Source organism: Streptomyces sp. NPDC006207 (genome assembly GCF_040613835.1).
GTDB lineage: Bacteria > Actinomycetota > Actinomycetes > Streptomycetales > Streptomycetaceae > Actinacidiphila.
Genome location: NZ_JBEXSX010000116.1, coordinates 1 through 14,443 on the forward strand (window position 1 = coordinate 1; position 14,443 = coordinate 14,443).

The following is a 14,443-nucleotide window of genomic DNA, read 5'->3' on the forward strand; positions in this document are numbered from 1 at the left end:
CCGTGGCTGAAGACGATCGGCTGACCAGTACCCCAGTCCTTGTAGAAGATCTCAACGCCATCCGAGGTAGTGATGGTAGGCATCGACTTGTTCCTTTCTCTTGGTTGAACTTACGCCGGCAAAAACGCCGACGCAGTCAGGCTAGTTTGATACGTGATCAAGAGAACAGAAGGAGCGCGCCACCTCCTTGGCGGCCATTTTCTAGTCATGACGGCCTACTACCGCCAGCGACGGACATGACGCGACGCTCGTCGTATCTCGAAGCCCTGTTGCGCGAGGGTGTGGGATCGCCAACGCAGGGAAGTGCGACGCAAGGTGAGCAGCATCGAATGCTCGCCCCGCCGGGAGATGGCAGCTCCACAGGGTTTCGTGATTCCACGACTACTGACGCTTCTGGAAACGCTTTTGCTGGTGTTCACCGTTGACCGCCATCGAGACCCGGACGTAGACGGTAGACGCAACCTCTCCTGTAGCGGTTGCTCACGTGGCGACGAAGCCACGAAAGCCCCTAACGCGCACCTGGCATTCTAAGCTACGGCAAGTTGTCGAGTCGGCCGACGCGGATCTGCTAGCCCGCGAGAATGTTCACCTCGATGGAGCAAAGCTCCGTCGTGCAACCGGCGTATGAATCCGCAGAAATAGGGGCCTGGATTTGATTCGCTTTTATCGGGCATTGTCGGTGCGTCACTGATGTTGATCGATCAGACCTGAGTCGTGGCATTCTGCACGAGGCGTAGGAGTCCTCCCACTCGCGCAGTTTGTCGTTGAAGACCTCGGCGTCGTCGATGATGACGCCGTCGAATAGTCGGTGGAAGTCCTCAGCGTCGATGCGGTGGGAGCGTTCGAACTTGCCGTTCAGACGCCGGCTGCGGGGCGTCGGCTTCGGAGACGACGGACTGGACCTCGGACAGGCCGTGGGCTCCAGCGGCCGGCGGAACGTGGCCAATTGCTCGTCCAGATGCCGCGACACACTGACATGAGATTTGTTCAGCTGTGTCACGCCGAGGGGCTCGGCGAGCCAGCCCACCCGGCGAGTGGACACGCCCAGCAGGTAGGCAGTGGCCACAACCGAGATCAGAGTCTGTTCGGCCCGACGGTGGCGTTCCAGCAGCCCGTACGGGAGGTAACTACCCCGCCGTAGCTCGGGGATGGCCAGTTCGACAGTGCCGGCCCTGGTGTCCCACACACGAAGGCGCAGCCGTCCTCGTTTGGTAACAGATGAGTCCTCGGCAGGTCACTATGACCGTCAGTCCGTCGGCATTTTGGCAGGCATATTCTTTCCTGGGTCCATGTGGAGCCACCGCATCCGCTGGTTGGACGTCGCCCAGCAGCATGAACGAGGCTGTCATCTCAAGGAATTGGCGGAAGTCTGGTCGGATGCTCGGCATGTGCTTGACGCTCAAATTCCATTTGCCCCTGACGTCAGCGCTGACCTACTGTTTGCGCAGTGCCCGGCGCTTGAAGCCTGATTGGCGCCACGCGGTTTATGTGCACGCGTGAATTCGACGCAGCAATTCCTGGCTCTGGTTCAATTTCTCCTGCGGCGCCGGCACAGCCACTGAAAAGATAGAAAACTGAGAAGGTGTAGTATGCCCAGCAACCGTCGTCAAGCCACCGCCGTCGTTATCGGCCTCGCCGTCGCGTTCCTCACGACCGCGTGCGGATCGTCCGGTACCACCTCTAGTGCGGCAGCGAATGGTTCGTCCTCGGCCGATGCCGCGTCCGGCGTCACCCCCTCGGCCTCGACGAGCGTTCCCGGCGACTCCGACGACATCTTGAAGGCGTGCACCGTGAAGACGGGTTACGACAACTTCTTCGGGCTGCAGTCGGTCGAGGCCACCCAGGGCGTCGTCACCGTGCACGTAACCCAGGACACCTGCAAGGTGGACGAGAGCGTCATCGAGGACATTGAGTACACCCCCGGCCCGGCCGAGTCGTACACCCTCGACTCCAACGCGTCCATCAGGGTTTTCAAGGAGACCTCGACCAGCTCGACCCCGGAAACGGTGAGTTCGAGCTGGCTGGTGGAGAACAAGGAGGCGCTCGCAACTCACGAGTTCTACCTCGATGTCAACGCGAAGCACCAGGTCATCGCGATGGAGGAGGTCTACCAGCCGTAACAAGTGAGCCGTCGTGCGCAACCTGGACGGCGCAGGCTCGTAGCGGTGTCAAGGACGTGGGCGGCCGGACTGCCGGCTCGCCCGCGGGTCCGGGGAGCCGTCGAGGACCCGGTGAGGATGGATGAAGTGCCGGCCGTGGTGGGAACCGGTGATCACGAACCATCTCGCCGGGCAGACCCAGGAGTAGGAATCCATGGAAAGCACGGTCTCTGACGTCCCCCGTGATTCGGATCGGCGGTCATCCGGTCGGCGCGGACGAACGTGGGGGTCGCTGGGCTGGGGCATCTCGATTGCCGCACCCGCCGCTCTGCTCGTCGTTCGGCTGACGGGACGCGACGCGGGAACGCCGCTCGCGATACCCATGGTGCTCTTTCCCTACTCGACCGTCCTCTGTGTGCTGGTGCTGGCCGCGACGGCCGCCGTCCCTGCTCTGCGGTCCCGATGGGTCGTGGCGGTCGTTGCGGCGCTGGTGATCGTCCACGTAGTGCTGCTTGCACCACGGTTCATACCTGAGCGCAGGCATGTGCCGCCGAAATCCCTTGACTTGCGCGTGGTAACCATCAACGCCAATGGCGGCCGCGTCGATGCGTACGCGCTGGTGGCGTTGGTCCGCACTGAGCGGATCGATGTGCTGGTTGTGGAGCAGATGTCGTCGGGAGGTGAGAGCGCACTCGACAAGGCAGGCCTTGGTGGAGTGATGCCCTACCAAGAACTCCACGCGGAGTACGACTCCTCGATCTACTCACGACACCCGCTGTCTCACGGCGGCGTTACGCATGTGGATACCGCTTGGCCCCAGACCACTGCCGAGGTCTCGGTTGGCGGACGCAGGGTGAATTTCGTGGCTGTTCATACCTATTACCCGCTCGGAGACACACAGCGCTGGACACGGGACATGACCGCCCTTGCCACCCTGGCCCGGCATGCCGACCCGGACAGCGTATTTTCTAGGCGACTTCAACGCTTCTCTCGATCACAGCCCGATGCGGAAGTTGCTCGCGGCCGGGCTCACGGACACCCAAGCCGAACTCGGTCAAGGGTTGGCCCGCACGTGGCCCGTCGGCCGTGCTCTTGTCCCGCCCTTGATCCAACTGGACCACGTGCTGCACGGCTCGGGCCTGGTGGGCGTATCCGCCGGCGAACGCACCGTGCCGGGTACGGACCATCGGGCGGTCGTCGCGGAACTGGCGCTACTCCCTGCAAATGACCAGGTCACTGACCGGACATGAGGTCGGCGGGCGCCCGGCATCCGTGGATGCGCAAGGTCCGGGGGCGGCCACCGCAGATAACTCGTCCAGTCCGCCGTCGCCCTCGGCATTGACCTCGGAGACCCCCGCACCCCTCGGACCAGAGGATCCGCCTCCACCCGAAATATCGGGCAGACGTGGCCGGCCAGCGGCATGCGTACCCCGCTACGGAGGTTGCCGGCCACGCCAGCACTACTCGTCGAGGCGGAGTCCAGCCACTGCAGTGTCGAAGATCGCCTGGTCGTCGGCCCACTGGTCGGACGGCGCGGACAGATAGACTGTGATCTCGCGCTCTCCGGGTTGCCCGAAGCCGATATCGATCGCGTGGAATTCCTGGGTCTTACCTTGGAAGGTGAACTCCCATATTGCTGCCGGCCGCCCTCGCCATTGGGTGTTTTGCATGCGCAAGCGCTTGTAGGCATCCGTGTCCGGGGTCATCTGCGTCTCGACGTCCTTGAGATGCAGGAGCGGATCGGGGCCCGCGAAGTCGAGCGAGGCGACGCGCAGCCCGACCAGTCCCGACGGATCGACGTAGACAAGCTGCCGGCCGTCATTGCTCATCACCTTACGCTTCCACCCGTTGGGCACGGGAATGGCCAAGCCGAGATCCGGCTCCTCGGCCAGGTGGTAGCGCGCAGGGAGTGGAGGCGGGCTGTACGAGCCGGAAGAAGAAGCGGTAGCTGGAGTGACGGGCCGATTGCCGGGAGACCCGGGAGCGGGTGTGGCCGCGAGTGAGCCGGCGCCGCCTTGAGGCACGCCGCGGAAGTGCAGGGCGACGTACAGCCCACCCCCGGCGAGGGCCGCCACCACTACGCTGATGGTGATCCACAGCGGGGCACCCCGACGGTTCACGGGGCGACGGACCACGCGCCACCTAGGCAGCGATGCAGGCAACGGTCCGGTGACCTGCGACGTCAGGGCGCCCCGCGACCCGATCACCGTCTCCGCCCCGCTCTCGGCCTTGAGGGTGGGGGCGTGCAGCATCCGCTCTGTCTCATCCGCCGACAGCCGTCTTTCCGGTTCCCGTACCAGCAGCCCTGCGATCACAGATCCCAAAGGGCCCGCACGGCCCGCTACAGGTATCTCATCGGTGGCGATTGCGTACGCCGTCTCGATGGCCGTGTTCCGCCGGAACGGCGAGCGCCCCTCTACCGCCTGGAACAACGTCACCCCCAGTGACCAGAGGTCTGCCGCAGGACCGGGCGCACCCCCCGTCAATCGCTCTGGTGCCAGAAAGTCGATCGACCCGATCAGCTCACCGGTACGCGTCAGATTCGACATGCCCGACGCTTGTGCGATACCGAAATCCGTCAGCACCACGCGGCCGGTATCCGACAACAGCACATTTCCCGGTTTTACATCCCGGTGCAGCACCCCAGCCGCATGGGCCGCCCGCAATGCCGCGATCATTTCCCGGCCGATTCGCGCCGCCTCCACCGGCGTCAATGACCCGCGCTCCTTCAGCAGATCACCCAATGTGATCGCCGGAACGTACTCCAACACGATGGATGGCAGACCTTCGTCCTCCACCACATCGTGCACCACCACCACATTGGGATGACTGATTCGAGCAGCGCTGCGAGCTTCTCGCCGCGTTCGCTCGAAAAGCATTTCCACATCCTCATCTTCGGATTGCAGATGGGGCGGGTGCAGTCGCTTCACAGCCACCAGGCGTCCGAGCATTTCGTCATCGGCCCGCCAGACGGTACCCATGCCGCCGCGGCCCAGTAGCTCGACGAGCCGATACCGCCCAGCCACCAGGCGTCCGAGGTCGGACATTGCGCGATACTCCTTGGTCATCCGTGGAAAAATTTCGCCGGTCGGCGGGGATCATGAAACGGCGACAACCTGCACCTCCGGCCGGCCTCAGGAGCGGTCGCGCCCAGAGCCGCTTTACGACCTCGCCGGCGACAACAGGGCCTACCACCTCATACGGCACGCTGCCGTCCTCGCCCAGGATTCGCTCGGGTTGAGCCAGGCCGACCCCTCCAGCGTCAGCCCGCAGGGTCTCGAGCTGAAGGGATCCGTCGCAGGCCAAGAGCAACCCCAGCTTCTTGAGGAGGGCGGTGAGCACGTCGGGTTCCGCCCTGCCGAAGTGGCCGGCCTCGAGATCGTTCCGGAGGACGACGTCCAGTGGCACAACTCCGTGCGCCTTGCGCAGCGCCAGCAGATGCGTGGGCACGGGCGCCTTGCACTTTGCGGTGCATTGACCGTGCCACCTGCGATCCCACTCAGCTTGCGGGAGGGGCGGTGCCTCTCGCGTCTGCTCGTCCAGCGCCGATTCGTACTGCGCATACAGCAGGACGGTGAGAGCCGGTGGCGGACCTGCGAGGTGACCCTGAGCAGGCTGGAGAGCTTCGGGCATGTCAAGAACCCGTACGTCACTGAATCCTCCGCGACCCAAGGCTTCAGCCATGCAAGAGGTGGCTTTGCAACGCTCCTCGTGGGGCGAGGCATCCGGATCCATGACCAGCCTGAATCTGCCGGATGGGGCGAGTCCGGTCCGCGAGGCTGAAACTGTCGACGCGACGGTGTCGGCTATGGGGTCGACGAACACCCGCGGCTCCTTGCCTCCGGAGGGCAGGACCGTGGCCGCCGGACCAGCCGGTGGTCAGCGTCAGCAGGGTGGCACGGAGGATCCGAGGCTCCAGGGCGGGGAGCCTCGCCAGCAAAGCTTTCCGTCGTCATATGCCCCTGCCGCCGGCACTCACCGCGAGAAGTGCCGCGGATCGTGCTCTTCCTGCATTCATCTTGTGTCACGCGCGAGAGTTGTCCGGCGTTCTGAAGGGTGCAGCCTCCGGATACGCGTCATCCGCCTTCTTTGCGCCGCCATCGAGAGTTCGACAAGCGCCGAAATTCAACAACACGTCATTAGACACTAGCCAGCCCGACTGGCCCGTAAATAGTACTTCTGCGCCACCTGCAGCCGGTCCCGCGCCGGAACGGGGCGTGGATCGGCCGGCAGGACGCGTGCTGTAGTCGTACCGCACAGACGGTATGCCGAATTCTGTCGTCGATGCCGGCCCGGCGGCACTTCTGACGCTGCACCAAGGGCTGTCCCCCACATAGCTGCTGGTCTGCGGTTGCAAGCGGGCAAGCTCGGTGGATTGGCTACGCGGTCAGGCCGCCTTTTCGGCCATCGTGGCCGGGCCGAGGAGTTCCTCGAGGACGTCCTCCATCGTGACGTAGCCGAGGAGCGTGCCGTCGCTCCCGGTGACCGCGGCGAGGTGGGTGCCCGCGGCCCGCAGGGCGGTGAGCGTGTCGTCCAGCGGGGTGGTGGGGCGGAGCCGGATGAGGGGGTGGAAGGCGCTCCGGGGGTAGGGACGGTCGCGCTCGGCGGCGCCGAGGGTGTCCTTGATGTGGAGGTAGCCCAGGACGCCGCCGTCGGCGCCGGTGACCGGCAGGCGGGAGTAGCCGGACGCGGCGGTGGTCCGCTCCAGCTCGTCTGGCGTGACCCGCTCGCCGACGGTGACCATGCGGCCGGCCGGTACGAGGATCTCGCCCACCGGACGGCTGCCGAGTTCCAGGGCGTCGCGCAGGCGCTCGCCGCCGGTGACGTCGAGCAGGCCGGCGGCGCTGGAGTCCTGGACCAGGCGGGCGAGTCCGTCGTCGGTGAAGACGGCCGCGACCTCGTTCTTCGGCTCGACGCGCAGCAGCCGCAGCAGGGTGTTGGCGAAGGCGTTGATGCCGAAGGCCACCGGGCGCAGCGCGCGGGTGACGTTCACCAGCGGCGGGCCGAGCAGCAGCGCGGCACGCTCGGGTACGGCGAGCGCGATGTTCTGCCAGGCCGCCTGGTCGGAGAAGTCGGTGCGGACTACCAGAGTGAGGTCGGCCTGAGGCAGGCTCCCCAATGAAGGTCTCCCTGACATGTTCCGGCGGTCCGGGGTGGCCCCCGGCCGGGTGCCTCCTACGTAGGTGCGGTGAAGGTAGTGAGCATCTCCGCAACACGGAAGCCCGCCGACGAGTAGACGTGCTCACCCATCATGCTTGAGTACAGGTACGCGGTGGCGGCGCCGACCTCGTGCCCCGCGCGGACGATCTCGGTCGTGATGGCCTGCCCGTTGCCTCGTCGCCGGTGGCCCGGCAGTACGGCGATGTTGAAGACACCCAGTAGATCGCCCGAGACCGCGGCCATTCCCGTCCCCACCGGAACGCCGTCGACCCATGCCAGGTAGTGGGTGATCCCCTCCACCTTCGACAGCTCTGGGGCAGCGAACATGGCGAACGCCTCGCGCGGTACGCCGAAGCCTTCCGCGAGCGCGGTCACGTAGAGGTCGAGCTCGTCGTCGCGTACGCGAAGCATCCGCAGGGAGTCGTTCATCGTCGGCAACGGTGCTCCGGCGTCAGGCCGCCTGATCATGAGCGGTTGCGCGGTGCTGGAGGTCAGGCCGTGCCGAGCCGCCATCTCCGTGACGCGCGGTCCCGGTATGCCGCGCACCTTGATGCTCCAGGGAAGGTCCGCCAGCCCGGCGCCGGCGGCCATCTCCTCGATGGTCTCCGGGCTCGGTTCGAGGTTGGGGCTGATGACCGAGTTGAGCGAGGCTACCGGCGCACCCGAGACGGCCAGGACAGTGCCATCGGGGTGTCGTCTGTTGCAGGCGGTTGCAACGGCCGACAGCACCTCGAAGACGGTCGTGTAGGCATACACGACCGGCCGGAGAGGGTCGTTCATCGGTGTCATGTCCACTTTCAGGGAGTTGAGCGTCGGTCGGAGCGCCGCGCCTGCCGGCCAGGACTCGTGCGGGAGAGCCGCCTTGCGGCAGGACGAATGCGTCCGTCGGAGCACGAGGAAGAGGGACGGCGGTCCCCGTGGGAGCTGCCGTCCGAGTCTCGGCGCGGAACTGCTCCAACCCATCACGTCGTGCCTGGGTGCGGATAGAACGTGGGCGCCAGCAGGCCCGGATATGGCGAGGCCGGCCTACGGGTGAACGCGCTGGCAGAGAGCCGTCGTCGCGACGCGGCGCGCACCAAGTCGTTTCTGCGCCTCGAGGGGATATGTCGTTTGGTACGCAGTTCCCGGGTGCCGTGAGAAGGCCATCCGCTCCTGCCGCGGCGTCTTGCGATGCGTCTCCTGATGGGTATTCGGGTTGAGCCCAGCCTGGGTGGGGCCGACGCGCGGCGTCGTACTGGGGCATGGAGTGGCGGTCCGGGCCCAAGAACCGTTCGGGGTGGCGGGCGCGCGCCATGCTGGGCCCTTGACTCGGCACCGGTTGTGGCGCTCGTGTTCTACGTGCTTCCGGCGACGGCTTCTTACAGTGGTCGAAACACAGGTCCCGGCGGTCCATTGACCGCCCGGTGATCAAGAGCATCGAGCCCTCCGGCAGCCAGCCAACGCTCGGGCAGAGGTGCATTCCCGCTTTCACACCACCGCACAGAGGAACAGAGCCATGCCATCGGCGGAACTCGCCTTCACCAGCGCTGTCTTTGACACCGAGCACATCACCCTTGGCGGTCAGCAGGAAACGATCGTCCGAGGTGGTCGGCACCTGTTCGGACGGCTGCCCGCCGCTTTCGAAGGGGTCAACCAGATAGCCGTCATCGGCTGGGGTTCCCAGGGCCCGGCCCAGGCGCAGAACCTGCGTGACTCCCTCGACGGCGCGGTGAAGGTCGTGGTTGGTCTACGAACCGGTTCGTCCTCCGCGGCTGCGGCTCGCGAAGCAGGGTTCACCGAGGAAGACGGCACTCTTGGCGAAATGTTCGAGGTCATCGCCGCATCGGATATGGTGTTGTTGCTGATCTCCGACGCCGCCCAGGCCGAGCTCTTCCGCGGGGTGTTCCAAGCGCTGCGTCCAGGTGCCACCCTCGGGCTCTCGCACGGTTTCCTGCTGGGCCATCTCTCCGCCGTCGGAGAGGAGTTCCCTCCCGGCGTGGACGTCATCGCGGTGTGTCCCAAGGGCATGGGCCCCTCGGTGCGCGCGCTGTACGTGCAGGGCGCGACCGTCAACGGGGCTGGGATCAACGCCAGTTTTGCTGTGCACCAGGACGTCAGCGGCCGGGCCGTAGAGCGGGCGCTGGGCTGGTCGGTCGCACTGGGCGCCCCCTTCACCTTCCGCACAACGCTGGAGTCGGAGTACCTGTCCGACCTCACCGGTGAGCGCGCGATCCTGCTCGCCGGCGTGCACGGCATCGTGGAGAGCCTGTACCGCCGCTACATCAGCCAGGGGATGACCGGCGCCGACGCCTACCGCCACTCCGTGGAGAGCGTCACCGGACCGATCTCCACGATCATCTCCACCAAGGGCCTCATCGGTGTCTACGAGCACCTCGACTCCGAGGGCAAGGCCGAGTTCGCGGACGCCTACGCCGCGGCCTACCCGGTAGGCATGGAACTCATCGCCGAGATCTACGACGAGGTGAGCCTGGGGAACGAGATCCGCAGCGTCATCCTCGCAGGGCAGCGCCTGTCCCGGTTCCCCATGGGCCGGATCGACCGGGCCGACATGTGGCGGGTAGGTCAGCAGGTGCGGGCCGAACGAGGCGACCATGATGCACCCCTGAACCCCTTCACCGCCGGCGTTTTCTGCGGCGTCATGATGGCCCAGGTCGACTTCCTCATGGAGCAGGACCACCCGTACTCCGAGATCGCCAACGAGTCGGTTATCGAGGCCGTCGATTCCCTCAACCCCTACATGCACGCACGGGGCATTGCGTACATGGTCGACAACTGCTCGACCACGGCCCGCCTGGGAGCACGGAAGTGGGCGCCTCGATTCGACTACCTGCTGACTCAGACGGCCTACCCTGCGGTAGACAGCAAGGAGGTCGACCCGACTGCGTTCGACTCATTCGAAGGCCACGTCGTACACGACATCCTGAGCGTTTGCGCCAAGATGCGCCCGTCGCTCGACATCTTCGTCGCCTGACGTCGACGGTTTGCCGCCTTTGGCGTGGGTCGCGGGCGGCTGTGCGGTCGCCGAGAGACCTCAGTGCCCTCGTGTTCTGCACGCAGCACACGAGGGCAAGGTGAAATAGGGCGGCGCCGCTCGGAATCGGTTTCCCATAAACGTCGGAGGGTAGCAACACCGCCATGATCCGGCGAAGGCTGGAAAGGGCTACCGATCAGCCGTGACAGGCCCGGATTTCAAAGCTGGGTGCGGTGACGGGGCAGGGGTGTGAGTATAACGATCACATCGCGAACACGACACAACACGGATCACCCACACATCGCATACCATACCCAGGTGATCGTCCGCTTAATTGTCCAGAAGGTCCGCGTAAAGCTCTCCGGTATACTCTGCGAATGACTGATCAATTGGTGGGTGGAGCGCCCCAGGACTCCGAGCTGGTACGCGCCGCCCAAGCAGGCGACGCCGGCTCCCTTGGCCTGCTTCTCGCCAGGCATCAGGCATGTATGCGTGCCGTCGCTCTGGCCGTGCTTGGCCATAGCCAGGACGCCGAAGATGCCGTGCAGGAGGCGGCGATCATCGCCCTGCGCCGCATTGGCGACGTCAGAGACCCCAACGCCATCGGCCCATGGCTGCGAATGGTGGTCCGCAACACCTGTCGCGCTCAGCTGCGGAAAATGTCGGCCACACCCATGGCCGAACCTGTGAAGGCCGTCACCCGAGAACGGTTGTGCGATCCCTCCGATCCGGCGGAGATACTCGAAGAGCATGCAATGAGGGACTGGGTTTGGAGTGCCTTGGAGGACCTCCCCCCGAACCTGCGGCTTGTGACCATGCTGCGCTACTTCACCGACGTGCGCGCCTATGACGACATCGCGGCGGTGTGTGGCACGCCGGTCAGTACGGTTCGCAGTCGGCTCCACAAAGCGCGCTCCAAGCTGCTCGATGGGCTGCTCGGCTCTGCCGACCAAGTCCACCACGATGCCACTGCTCTGACAGCGGCGCACCACAAGTTGGCGGAAGACACGTTGGCGTCCGCGCGACAAGGCAAGCTCGCCTGCGTGCTGTCCGACCACTGGTCATCGGAAGCGGACGTGATATGGCCAACCAGCAAACGGACGGGCATCGACTACCTGCAGGTCGCTTGGGACAACAACGAGGCCATCGGCGTGCAGCAGCACCTCCGGAACGTGGTGGCCAGCAGGCAAGTAGCCATCTACGAAGCCGCTCTGATCAACCCCCCGGAGGATCCTTTCCACTGTCCGCCCGGGATCGTATGGGTGATGTCCCTGGCTGGGGGACGCGTGACGAAGCTGCGCTTGTACCACACACGCGCACTCTGAAAAGATCTTCGCTCCCGGAGTGAACTTACCCCCACCGCATCATGCGGGTGTGACTGCGAACAACGACAGCTCCCGAACCTCCGACGTCCGGGAGCTGCGTGCATTGCGGCGGACTGCCCTGTGAGCAGTGTGCGTCAGGCACTGTCAGCGGATCGCACCGAAGAACCCCACACGGGCCATTTCCAAGGGCCGTCTTCACAGGGGCGTCCCGAACCAGGGGCAGCCCGAGCTGCGTCTGCACCGCCCACGCGCTCCCTGAAAAGATCTTCGCTCCTGGAGCAAACTTTTCCGCCCCCCACCGCATCATGCGGGTGTGCCTGCGAACAACGACAGCTCCCGAACCTCCGACGTCCGGGAGCTGCGTGCATTGCGGCGGACTGCCCTGTGAGCAGTGTGCGTCAGGCACTGTCAGCGGATCGCACCGAAGAACCCCACACGGGCCACTTCCAAGGGCCGTCTTCACAGGGGCGCCTCGAACCAGGGGCGCGCCCCGAAAACGCTTGACGCACAGCTGGGCAAGCTGCGCGGAAGCAGTCGTGGGCCGGCGCGACAGAGAGCGTCGGAGTTCGCATTCACCGTACTGGCTGTACAGACAACTATGAGAAGAGAAACAGGCATGAGCAGCACCGTGCCGGTCCGCGAGGCCGAGCAGACCGAGATCAAGGCGTACGTGGACTTCGTCACGGGGGCGCCTGCGTCGGTACGGGAGGCACTGGGCGTCGGTTCGTTCAGCGTCGGGTCCGTGCAAGCGATGGCGATGCGCGAGGATCCGAGTGGATTCTTCAATCGGGCCGGTGGCTTCGGTACGGACGCGCCGGTCGACGTGAACGTCCTGGCGCAGGTCCGTGACTTCTACCGCAGTCAAGGCGTGTCTCAGGGCAGGTTCGTGATCGCGCCGCAGCTACTGCCGGCGGACTGGGAAACGATCGTCGGCGAACTGAAGCTGACTCCCGGAGGTCGGATCGTCAAGCTTGGCTGCGAGACGAAGAGCATGCAGTCCGCCCACGACGGCATCGCGGGACTCGACCCGCGTCTGCGCGTTGCCAAAGTGGAGCCTCGCCATGCCCATGAGTGGGCCACCGTCATGATCGCGGCCTTCGGTATGAGCGGGACCGGCCTGATCGACGTGGCCGCGTCGTGTGTGGGCAATCCCGATTGGCAGCAATATGCCGTGTGGGAAGGCGAGCGGATCACCGCCGTCGGAAGCCTGTTCGTCAACGGAGATTGTGCCGATATGTTCGGCGGAGCCACACTCCCGGAGAGCCGGGGCCGCGGAGCTCAGTCCGCGCTACTCGCCATCCGCGCGCAGGCAGCTCTGGCCGCAGGCTGTCGGTGGCTGGTGGCCGAGACCGGAGCGGAAGGTCCTGGCGAACACAACTCCTCGCTTCACAACATGCGGCGAGCAGGATTTGAGCCGATGTACGACCGAATCACCTGGCTGTGGCGCAAGTGACCCTGCTCCGGGGATAGGCGGTCACGCCGAACCGCTCGAACCTCGGCATCGGCTTGCGGGCCACAGAACGCTGTGCCCGACGCCAACCACGCTGCACATGGCAACACCAGGAGAAGAGATGAGTACGAACGAGTACAGCCTGTTGGAACTGCCCGCACGACTGGCACCCTCCATCAGCGCAGCTGCCAGCCACATGGAGGCAAGCCGGGCCCTGCCCGAGAAGCTGCTTCACGAGTTGCGCGATCACGGAGCACTCCGCATGCTCACCCCGCGCGAGTACGGCGGGTTCGAAGCCACCTTGGAGACGGTGCTCAAGGTGTACGAGGGGCTCGGTCGCCTCGATGCGTCGGTAGCCTGGACGGTATGGAATGCCAACTGGGGATTCCTCGGTGCACTGCTCGACCAGGCGGGCAGCGACCAAATCTGGGCAAGTGGAGATGAGCCCATCTTCGCCAACTCGGGCTCACCCGGAGTCGCAGTACCCACCGACGGTGGCTATCGCGTGTCCGGCACATGGAAGATCGTCAGTGGTATCGGTCAGGCCACCTGGCTCGCCGTGGTCGGCGCGGTCGTCGAGGACGGCAACCAGCGTATGACGGATCGAGGAACGCCGGACGTCCGACTCTTTGCACTCCGCCGAGGGCAGTGGGAGATGCAGGACACCTGGAACGTCAGCGGCATGCTCGGTTCGGGAAGTAATGACGTTGCCGTTCACGACGCTTTCGTCCCGGACGAACTGGCCGCCGGCTTCGACGAGCCGGCTCGCATCAACCGTCCCCTGTACCAGGGGTTCATCCCCGCGCTCGTCCTTCCCGGGTGTACCGCCGTCGTCTTGGGCATGGCGCAGGCGGCCATCGAGGAGACGGTCGCCCTGGCTGTGTCCAAGAAGACGCCCAGCGGCGGGACACTTGCCGAATCCGCACGCGTCCAGGCGGTGATCGCCCAGTCGGAGGCCGCTCTTCAGGCAGCGCGGCTCTTGCTGCACTCGGCAGCTGCAGCGATGTACACCGATCGTGAGAGCTCTGAGCCTGTCACCCTCGGGCAGCGCGCGTCCCTTCGTGCCGCGATGAGTCACGCTGCACAGGTCAGCAGGAAGGTCTTGCTGGACATGTACGAGCTCGGCAGTTCTTCTTCCCTCTACCGAGGCAATCCCGTCGAGCGGCTCTTCCGGGACGGCATGGTCGCGCTTCAACACGCCAACCACTCCGCGGACCTCTTCGAGGCGGTAGGCCGTGTACGGTTCGGCTTCGCCCCCGGGCGACAGCTGTTCTGACACTAGCTGTACGGCCTGGAACGAATGGGTCTGCTGCACGATCGGGTGACATCTGAACTGGCTTGCTCTGTGGGGCGGGTGGGAAGGATGTCGCTGTGCCCAAGCCCTATCCGGAAGAGTTCCGCCAAGACGTCGTGCGAGTCGCAAGGAACCGCGGCCCGG

10 protein-coding genes and 4 pseudogenes are annotated in these 14,443 nt (G+C 65.3%); 8 read left to right on the top strand and 6 right to left on the bottom strand.

Annotated elements, in window-relative coordinates:
• From ABZ312_RS43965 to ABZ312_RS43975, 3 genes and pseudogenes are all read right to left on the bottom strand, one after another.
• The coding region (locus ABZ312_RS43965; protein ID WP_500440118.1) for an alpha/beta fold hydrolase at positions 1-83 on the bottom strand (83 nt) is incomplete at its 3' end.
• 650 nt (positions 84-733) lie between these two features.
• Positions 734-874: pseudogene (locus ABZ312_RS43970) on the bottom strand (IS481 family transposase); the annotation flags it as partial.
• A gap of 45 nt (positions 875-919) precedes the next feature.
• Positions 920-1,207 (bottom strand): annotated as a pseudogene (locus tag ABZ312_RS43975) (transposase); the annotation flags it as partial.
• Between the two features lie 583 nt (positions 1,208-1,790).
• On the opposite strand from ABZ312_RS43975, the gene ABZ312_RS43980 reads away from it, so the two are divergent.
• The 3 genes and pseudogenes from ABZ312_RS43980 (at position 1,791) to ABZ312_RS43990 (ending at position 3,349) form a co-directional block, all read left to right on the top strand.
• Positions 1,791-2,120, top strand: coding sequence for a hypothetical protein (locus ABZ312_RS43980; protein WP_500440111.1), 330 nt, complete (start codon positions 1,791-1,793; stop codon positions 2,118-2,120).
• 361 nt (positions 2,121-2,481) lie between these two features.
• A pseudogene (locus ABZ312_RS43985) lies at positions 2,482-2,994 on the top strand (endonuclease/exonuclease/phosphatase family protein); the annotation flags it as partial.
• A gap of 49 nt (positions 2,995-3,043) precedes the next feature.
• Complete coding sequence (locus ABZ312_RS43990) at positions 3,044-3,349, top strand: endonuclease/exonuclease/phosphatase family protein (protein ID WP_500440112.1); 306 nt, start codon at positions 3,044-3,046, stop codon at positions 3,347-3,349.
• Positions 3,350-3,559: 210 nt separating this feature from the next.
• Here ABZ312_RS43990 and ABZ312_RS43995 read toward each other — a convergent pair whose 3' ends face one another.
• Positions 3,560-5,167 (bottom strand): serine/threonine-protein kinase, encoded by a 1,608-nt coding sequence (locus tag ABZ312_RS43995; protein ID WP_500440113.1) that lies wholly within the window; start codon positions 5,165-5,167, stop codon positions 3,560-3,562.
• Positions 5,168-5,336: 169 nt separating this feature from the next.
• Between ABZ312_RS43995 and ABZ312_RS44000 the strand changes: the two genes are divergently transcribed.
• Entirely contained in the window at positions 5,337-5,882 is a 546-nt protein-coding gene (locus tag ABZ312_RS44000; protein ID WP_500364679.1) for a hypothetical protein, read from the top strand.
• Positions 5,883-6,486: 604 nt separating this feature from the next.
• Here ABZ312_RS44000 and ABZ312_RS44005 read toward each other — a convergent pair.
• Positions 6,487-7,149: pseudogene (locus ABZ312_RS44005) on the bottom strand (CBS domain-containing protein); the annotation flags it as partial.
• Positions 7,150-7,274: 125 nt separating this feature from the next.
• Positions 7,275-8,048, bottom strand: a complete 774-nt coding sequence (locus tag ABZ312_RS44010; RefSeq protein ID WP_500440119.1) for a GNAT family N-acetyltransferase — start codon at positions 8,046-8,048, stop codon at positions 7,275-7,277.
• Between the two features lie 706 nt (positions 8,049-8,754).
• Here ABZ312_RS44010 and ABZ312_RS44015 point away from each other — a divergent pair.
• The 4 genes from ABZ312_RS44015 to ABZ312_RS44030 all read left to right on the top strand — a co-directional run bounded on the left by ABZ312_RS44015 (position 8,755) and on the right by ABZ312_RS44030 (position 14,281).
• Positions 8,755-10,230: a ketol-acid reductoisomerase gene (locus ABZ312_RS44015; RefSeq protein ID WP_500440114.1), complete on the top strand. Its 1,476-nt coding sequence runs from the start codon at positions 8,755-8,757 to the stop codon at positions 10,228-10,230.
• Positions 10,231-10,607: 377 nt separating this feature from the next.
• The gene (locus ABZ312_RS44020; RefSeq protein WP_500440115.1) at positions 10,608-11,555 is read left to right on the top strand and encodes an RNA polymerase sigma factor; all 948 of its coding nucleotides are present in this window, start codon (positions 10,608-10,610) and stop codon (positions 11,553-11,555) included.
• Positions 11,556-12,171: 616 nt separating this feature from the next.
• Positions 12,172-13,008 (top strand): GNAT family N-acetyltransferase, encoded by an 837-nt coding sequence (locus tag ABZ312_RS44025; protein ID WP_500440116.1) that lies wholly within the window; start codon positions 12,172-12,174, stop codon positions 13,006-13,008.
• A gap of 118 nt (positions 13,009-13,126) precedes the next feature.
• Complete coding sequence (locus tag ABZ312_RS44030; protein ID WP_500440117.1) at positions 13,127-14,281, top strand: acyl-CoA dehydrogenase family protein; 1,155 nt, start codon at positions 13,127-13,129, stop codon at positions 14,279-14,281.
• Positions 14,282-14,443: the final 162 nt, after the last annotated feature.

What these genes read in the sequence shown, in the direction of transcription:
- ABZ312_RS44025 (WP_500440116.1), top strand. Translation starts at nt 12,172, where the DNA reads ATGAGCAGCACCGTGCCGGTCCGCGAGGCCGAGCAGACCGAGATCAAG.
- ABZ312_RS44010 (WP_500440119.1), bottom strand. Translation starts at nt 8,048, where the DNA reads ATGACACCGATGAACGACCCTCTCCGGCCGGTCGTGTATGCCTACACG.
- ABZ312_RS43990 (WP_500440112.1), top strand. Translation starts at nt 3,044, where the DNA reads ATGCCGACCCGGACAGCGTATTTTCTAGGCGACTTCAACGCTTCTCTC.
- ABZ312_RS43995 (WP_500440113.1), bottom strand. Translation starts at nt 5,167, where the DNA reads ATGACCAAGGAGTATCGCGCAATGTCCGACCTCGGACGCCTGGTGGCT.
- ABZ312_RS44020 (WP_500440115.1), top strand. Translation starts at nt 10,608, where the DNA reads ATGACTGATCAATTGGTGGGTGGAGCGCCCCAGGACTCCGAGCTGGTA.
- ABZ312_RS44030 (WP_500440117.1), top strand. Translation starts at nt 13,127, where the DNA reads ATGAGTACGAACGAGTACAGCCTGTTGGAACTGCCCGCACGACTGGCA.
- ABZ312_RS44015 (WP_500440114.1), top strand. Translation starts at nt 8,755, where the DNA reads ATGCCATCGGCGGAACTCGCCTTCACCAGCGCTGTCTTTGACACCGAG.